The sequence below is a fragment of the Desulfitobacterium sp. genome (assembly GCF_982384815.1).
Map to the genome: position 1 here is coordinate 26,113 of NZ_CEVWNY010000021.1, position 6,795 is coordinate 32,907.

The following is a 6,795-nucleotide window of genomic DNA, read 5'->3' on the forward strand; positions in this document are numbered from 1 at the left end:
AAGGTGGTTTAGTGCTAAAAAAAGTTGCAATAGAACTAGGGCATATTGTTGGCAAAGATAATCTGATTACGGAGAAAATACCCCTTGCCACTTATTCCTATGATTCTTCTCAATTTCTGGGGCATCCGGAGGCGGTAGTTTTCCCAACATCGTCGGAAATGGTTAGCGATATCTTTAAGTTCGCTCAAAAGTATGGTTTGTTAATTACGCCGCGGGGTGCCGGAACTTGTTTGAGTGGTGGTGCTGTTGCTGATCAGGGCGGCATTGTTATCGCAATGAATAAGATGAATCGCATTTTAGATATTGACCCGATTGCCCGTACAGCTTTAGTAGAAGCCGGTGTCATCAACAAGCAAATTCAGATGGCGGCTGAACCTTATAGATTAATGTTTGCTCCCGACCCCGGTAGTCTAAACGCGGCTACAATTGGTGGTAATATTGCAGAAAATGCCGGCGGTATGCGCGGGGTAAAATATGGTTGTACAAAGGACAATATATTGGGCTTGGAGATTGTTCTTCCCTCCGGTGATATTGTAAGAACCGGTGAGATGTTGTCTCCTTCCGAGGCACAAATTGATTTGAGTTATTTCTTATGTGGTTCGGAAGGTACTTTGGGTATAGTTACCAAGGCGTTCCTGGGATTAACCCCGATTAATTCTCATGTTATGACAATGACCGCAGTTTTCGATAATCTCAGAGATGCCGGGGACTGTGTAGCTAATGTTATAGCGCGGGGTGTAATTCCAACGTCAATGGAGATTATGGATAATACGATGATCAGAGCTGTAGAGGATTACGCAAAGCTAGGTTTACCTCTAGATGCAGAGGCACTACTCTTAATAGAAGTCGATGGTTTCAGCTCGGAAGTAGAAGTGCAGGTTAAAGCTATTACAGAATCTTTTCAAATGAATAAAGCTAAAAATTATCGTATTGCAAGTGAAGAAAAAGAGAGACAATCCCTTTGGAAAGCCAGAAGGTCAGGCAACGGTGCTCTGGGAAAACTGAAACCGACCATGATTACCCAGGATATCGTTGTGCCAAGGGATCGTTTGCCTAACTTGTTAAGTAACGTTTCCGCTCTTTCGGAAAAGTATGGGGTTATAATTGCTCAACTGGCTCATGCGGGCGATGGGAATGTGCATCCTCACATTCTTTATGATCATAGGGATTCTCGGGAAAGTGAAGTAGTTGAAATTGTATGTGATGAAATTTTCAAGGAAGCCCTGGTACAAGGGGGAACAATATCAGGAGAACATGGTATTGGTCTGGAAAAGATAAAATATATGCCCCTAGCTTTTACTCAGGAGAGTTTACACTACATGAAGAAGTTAAGGTTGGCATTTGATCCCCAGCTAAGATTGAACAACGGTAAACTAATCTCATAGGAAAGGAGGAAGATCTATGGCCCAGCAACATGTTGTTGATGCCTTTAATAAATATATTTCTTCAAATGACATGAGTAGTCGGTACCAAGAAATTCTAGAATCCGGCTATAAGCCAAATTTAATACTTTATCCTGAATCCGTCGAGGATCTTCAGGGGATTATGAAATTGGCCAATGAACTTCAAACACCTGTCTATCCTGTGGGTGCCGGAACAATGTTTATGGAGAAGATTGCGCCCTTTACTTCCGGGATACTACTATCCACTCAAAAACTAAAAAAAGTCGTTGAATATAGACCTCAAAATATGAGTATAGAGGTAGAAGCGGGGCTAACCATTAAGGAACTTCAGAAGATATTAGCCATAGATAATATCTTCTATCCTGTGGAACCGGATGAAGCCTCAGCAACAATCGGCGGGCAAGTCGCTGTGAATGGCTATGGACGAAAAAAGTATATGTATAAAAGCAGCCGATTTTATGTCATGGGTATGGAATTTATTTCCGCGCAGGGTGATTTAATTAGGGTGGGCGGCAGAACTGTAAAAAATGTAAGCGGATATGATGTAAGCCAACTTCTGGCGGGATCTTGGGGATTGTTTGGAGTTATTACCAAAGTAACCCTACGGCTTCGACCGCTGCCGGAGAAAAATTTAATAATTACGCGTTCTCTACAGAATTTGACGGAAGTAAAAGGATTGGTCAATGGAATATTAAACGAAAAATTAAGCCTTGCCGCTCTGCTGTTGAGGGCAGAAGAAAAGGCTGTTTCCGTGCAGTTAGAACTTGAAGGTTTTGAGGAAACGGTCGAATTACAGGCATCCGAGATGGAAGAAAAATACGGTTTTAAAAGAATGGCTAGTTTACTTGAAAAACCAAAAGAAATAACACATAGAGCAATGTTACCCCTTCAAAATTATGGCGAGGCACTGGAGTCGCTATGGACATGGGCAGGAAAACAGCAACTTTCGGCTAGCTTCTATGGGAATGTCACTAATGGCGTCCTCGAAATGGAACTAAAAGAAATTAAATCAGAAAGCCAACGGATGACGGAATTGCATGAAGAAATCTGCAAGTATGGGGGAAGCTGGCTGAGGGGAAACAATCTAAAGGCTAAATCGGCAACAGCCAACCTTAAGCTTCTGCATGAAATAAAAGCTCAAATTGATCCGAAAAAAATATTAGTTCCGGAAAACGCATTCTTAAAGGAGTGATAGAAGTGAAGCAAGCGGAACTGTTAGATACCATCATGAAATGTAACCGTTGTGCATCCTGTCACGATGTTTGCCCAACGTATAAAACTTCCGGTAACGAATTTGCAGTCGCACGTGGGCGCTTGCGTTTGCTCCGTTTAGGCTTAGAAAATCAACTTGATTTAGACCATGAACCAGAAATGGATAAGTTTATAAATGAATGCTTATTATGTAAAGCTTGTGAAGAAAGTTGTCCCTCCAATGTACCAATTACCCGAATAATCAGTGAGGCTAGGGTGCATTTTACTGAAACTAAGGGATTACCTTTAATTAAACGAATAATATACAGGGGATTCTTTTCCCATCCGAGGAGGCTTAATCTGGCCCGTAAAATAACGAGAATCTACCAAAAAAGCGGTGCCAGAGAAGCGGTAAGTCATGTTGGAATTTTAAAAGATCCCAACAATCTTTTACCGGACATGCCAAAGTTGAGCTTAAGGAAACAGTTACCGGAAATTCTTAAAGAGGCTCCGGATGTAACTCATAAAGTAGCATACTTTTTGGGATGTTCGGTTGACCAATTTTTTAGTCATGTTGGTAGAGCAACCATCGAAGTTCTCCAAGCAAATAATTGTGAAGTAATTGTTCCGGAGGTAACTTGTTGTGGTGCTCCCCACCAGAGTGCGGGTGACCTTGAGGAATTCAAGAGACTGGCAAGATATAACTTGAATATACTTGCGAACCTTAAGGTGGAGGCGCTTGTTTTTGACTGTGCTACCTGCGGAGCTATCATAAAAGAATACGAAGAACTCTTCATAGATGAGCCTGAGTACAAAAAAATGGCACTAAGTGTGAAGGAAAAAGTTACCGACTTAAGCACTTATCTATTAGCCATTGATTATCAGTCCGGATCAAGGGAAATTCCTCTGCGAATAACCTATCACGATCCTTGTCACAGTATCAGAGGATTGAACGTAGATAAAGCCCCGCGGACTATACTAAAAAGTATCCCAGGTATGAAATTCGTAGAGATGAAAGAAGCAAACATGTGTTGTGGAGGAGCAGGTTCTTATGGTGTATTTCACCCTAAGATATCCAAAAAGGTACTTAAGCGTAAGCTGGAAAATTACACTGAAACCAATGCGAATATCCTGGTAACTTCATGTCCGGCTTGCATGATGCAGTTAAATTTTGGGTTGAAGGCCTTTGGAATTTCCGGGCAGGTGAAACACCTCTCTGAATTATTAGCTGAATCTTATGATCTAGGGAATAGCTAAATATTACCTATGTGGGGGGATATGTAGCGTGGGAATTGATCTTAAACAAAATAACAAAATATTGATGGACACAATACTGGGGACCTTGCGGGAAGGTGTTAATGTTGTCGATGCCAATGGCATAATTGTGTATGCCAACCAGAGTTCGGCTAATTATGTAGGGGAAAAAGTTGAAATGGTCGGTAAGCATATCACCGAGTTCTATCCTAAAGCAGCCCTACTAGAAGTTCTGGCTACTCATAAACCGGTTTTTGATCAGAAAATCGTGCATAACCCAAATAGAATCTTCATTGTTAATGCGACACCTTTGTATATAGAAGGGGAATTTGCCGGAGGAATAGCAACCTTTAGAGATATAACCGAAATAGAAAAACTGTCGAAAAGGTTGGAAAAGCTGGAGATTGAGTTAGCCCTGAACCGAAACGATGTCTTTGATTCCCTGGTAGGTAAAGACAGCAGTCTAAGGGAGGCAATGGACAAGGCACAGAGGAGCATAGCGTCCTTAGGAGGGCCGAGGCATAGTATAATTGTTGGCGAGACAGGCACGGGCAAAACAATGTTGGCTAAAGCCATGTATAGATTTGCGGAAAGAATAGGAGTTATTAAAGCGGGCTCTCCTTTTATTGAAATAAACTGTGCGCAATTCACCAATGCGGATATCGCGGCAATGGAGGTATTTGGGACAGAAAAAGGGTCGTTTACCGGTGCTTATGATAAACCGGGCTTAATCGAAGTAGCGAATGGAGGGATTCTCTTTCTCGATGAAGCTCAGACTTTAGGTCCTCATCAGGCCATGCTCCTTAAGGCGATTGAATCCGGCATAGTAAGAAGAATCGGCGGAAGAACGGAAAGGGAAGTTGACGTTGTCATTATTACAGCCTCCAGTAAGGACCTGAAGAAAGAATTCATCCCCGAATTGTATCAGAGGTTGGCCCAGTACCAGATTGAGTTGCCGCCATTAAGGGAAAGATCCCTTGCGGAAAAAGAGGACCTATTTAATTCGTTTGTAAGTTCCTATCAGTCGAAGGCAAAAAGTCGTTACAATATTGAGTTGAAAATCGTATTTACAGAAGCCGCTAAGAACATTCTTTTGAAGGCTACCTATGAGAGGAATATTAGGCAATTCAGGGATGTTGTGAATGCTTCGATCGACTCCGCCTCACCGCTAATCAGCACTTTGACCAGGGATACGGAGGAATTAAAAGTAGTCGTGGATGAGGAAAATTTGCCGTATCGGATGTTTATAGAGGAAAAAAGCGGGAAACAGGTTAAAGAGGTAGGGCTAAAGCCGGCCCAAAACCTGGAACAGTTAATTAAACGGCTAAATGAAGAAGGACTAGGTCCCCGGAGAATTGCAGCCGAACTGAAAAAAATGGGTATTAATCTTGAGTATTACCAGATTGCTTATAGGCTTAAAAATAGTGTAAATGAGTAGTAGTCTAACGCGAATAAACAAATTTCTAACACAACTGTTAGAAGAGAAAAACCCAAAGGCGCGGAAATACGAGGAATTACAATTGGCACAATACTTGCAATAGATAAAAGAGTCGGATTATTAAAAACATCAGAGGAGGGATAACTATGAGCAAAAAAACTATTAATGATTTTAATCAAATGGTAGCAAATGAAGAGAAAATCGTATATTTAACTGCTTACGATTACCTAACGGCAAAGATGGAGGAAAAAGCCGGGGTAGACATGATTCTGGTGGGCGATTCTTTGGGAATGGTCAGTTTAGGATATGATACGACTTTCCCTGTTACTATGGATGACATGGTTCGTCACTGCCAAGCCGTAAGACGTGGAGCACCGAATACTTTTATTGTTGGTGACATGCCATATATGTCTTACCAAATTTCAGATGAACAAGCTGTAATGAATGCAGGTCGGTTGGTAAAAGAGGCTGGATGTGATGCAATCAAGTTAGAAGGAGCGGGAACAAAAATAACGAGTCGGATCAAGGCTATTCAAGAAGCTGGAATTCTTGTCATGGGACATATTGGTTTGACTCCCCAGTTCATGGGTCAAATTGGCGGCTACAAAGCACAAGGACGGAGTGCCGCAGCTGCTTTAAAACTAGTTGAACAAGCAAAACTTGTTGAAGAGGCGGGGGCCTTCAGTATTTTGGTAGAAGGAGTTCCCTCCGCAGTTGGCAAGGCGATTACTGAGAGAGCAAATATCCCTGTACTCGGGATTGGTGCAGGTCCGTATACACATGGACAACTTCTCATTTATGCGGATATGGTTGGATTCTATGACAATTTCACGCCGAAGTTTGTCAAGAAGTATGCGAATGTCGGTGAAGTGTTGACTAATACTTTTAAAGAATATGCTCAAGATGTCAGGGAAGGGAAGTTCCCGGTAGACGGTGAACATACCTATAAAATGCCGGAAGAAGAAGTAAAGGAATTTGAAACTTTGCTTGGGTAATTGACTACGGGGATGGTAAAGAGCGCATGCCTCCTAGAAGTGGCTGCGCTCTTTTGTGCGTGCGCAGAGGGATTATTTATTGGACTTATGGGGACATACTACAATAGTTAATACAGGCACTGATCTGAAAAAAGTCGGATTCAGGAGAACAACAGAGATATTTAAATAAAAACAGAGGCAATCAAGGAAGATAGTAAATATTTCACGAATTTAGTAATTGAAAAGTTTAAAAGCGTTGTGGTATATTATCAAATGTTCCGCCAACACAACGTCCTGACGGAATAAAAACAAAAAATGATAGTTGACAAACGCGAAGCTTGCTGGTATCATTTATAAATGTGGCTCAGCCACATAAACCATAAAAATGGTCTACAAAATGGTCTTTGAAAACTAAACAACAAGGAACAGCCAATGACTCGTCAATGAGTAAAAGACAATTTGAGCAATCAAATTTTCTTCATAAGTTTAACTTTATGGAGAGTTTGATCCTGGCTCAGGACGAACGCTGGCGGCG

General features: G+C 41.6%; 5 protein-coding genes. All 5 read left to right on the plus strand.

What is annotated here, in order from left to right:
* The first annotated feature begins 11 nt into the window (after positions 1-11).
* Positions 12-1,385, plus strand: coding sequence for an FAD-binding oxidoreductase (locus AC1U9U_RS05500; protein WP_479959551.1), 1,374 nt, complete (start codon positions 12-14; stop codon positions 1,383-1,385).
* Between the two features lie 16 nt (positions 1,386-1,401).
* Positions 1,402-2,595: an FAD-binding oxidoreductase gene (locus tag AC1U9U_RS05505; RefSeq protein ID WP_479959552.1), complete on the plus strand. Its 1,194-nt coding sequence runs from the start codon at positions 1,402-1,404 to the stop codon at positions 2,593-2,595.
* A gap of 5 nt (positions 2,596-2,600) precedes the next feature.
* On the plus strand, positions 2,601-3,851 hold the full coding sequence (locus tag AC1U9U_RS05510) for a (Fe-S)-binding protein (protein ID WP_479959553.1): 1,251 nt from the start codon (positions 2,601-2,603) through the stop codon (positions 3,849-3,851).
* A gap of 28 nt (positions 3,852-3,879) precedes the next feature.
* Entirely contained in the window at positions 3,880-5,286 is a 1,407-nt protein-coding gene (locus tag AC1U9U_RS05515; RefSeq protein ID WP_479959554.1) for a sigma 54-interacting transcriptional regulator, read from the plus strand.
* A gap of 146 nt (positions 5,287-5,432) precedes the next feature.
* A complete protein-coding gene (gene panB, locus AC1U9U_RS05520; RefSeq protein ID WP_479959555.1) occupies positions 5,433-6,281 on the plus strand; it encodes a 3-methyl-2-oxobutanoate hydroxymethyltransferase in 849 nt (282 codons plus the stop codon).
* Positions 6,282-6,795: the final 514 nt, after the last annotated feature.

Coding starts and splice junctions, on each gene's coding strand:
- AC1U9U_RS05505 (WP_479959552.1), top strand. CDS start 1,402: ATGGCCCAGCAACATGTTGTTGATGCCTTTAATAAATATATTTCTTCA.
- panB (WP_479959555.1), top strand. CDS start 5,433: ATGAGCAAAAAAACTATTAATGATTTTAATCAAATGGTAGCAAATGAA.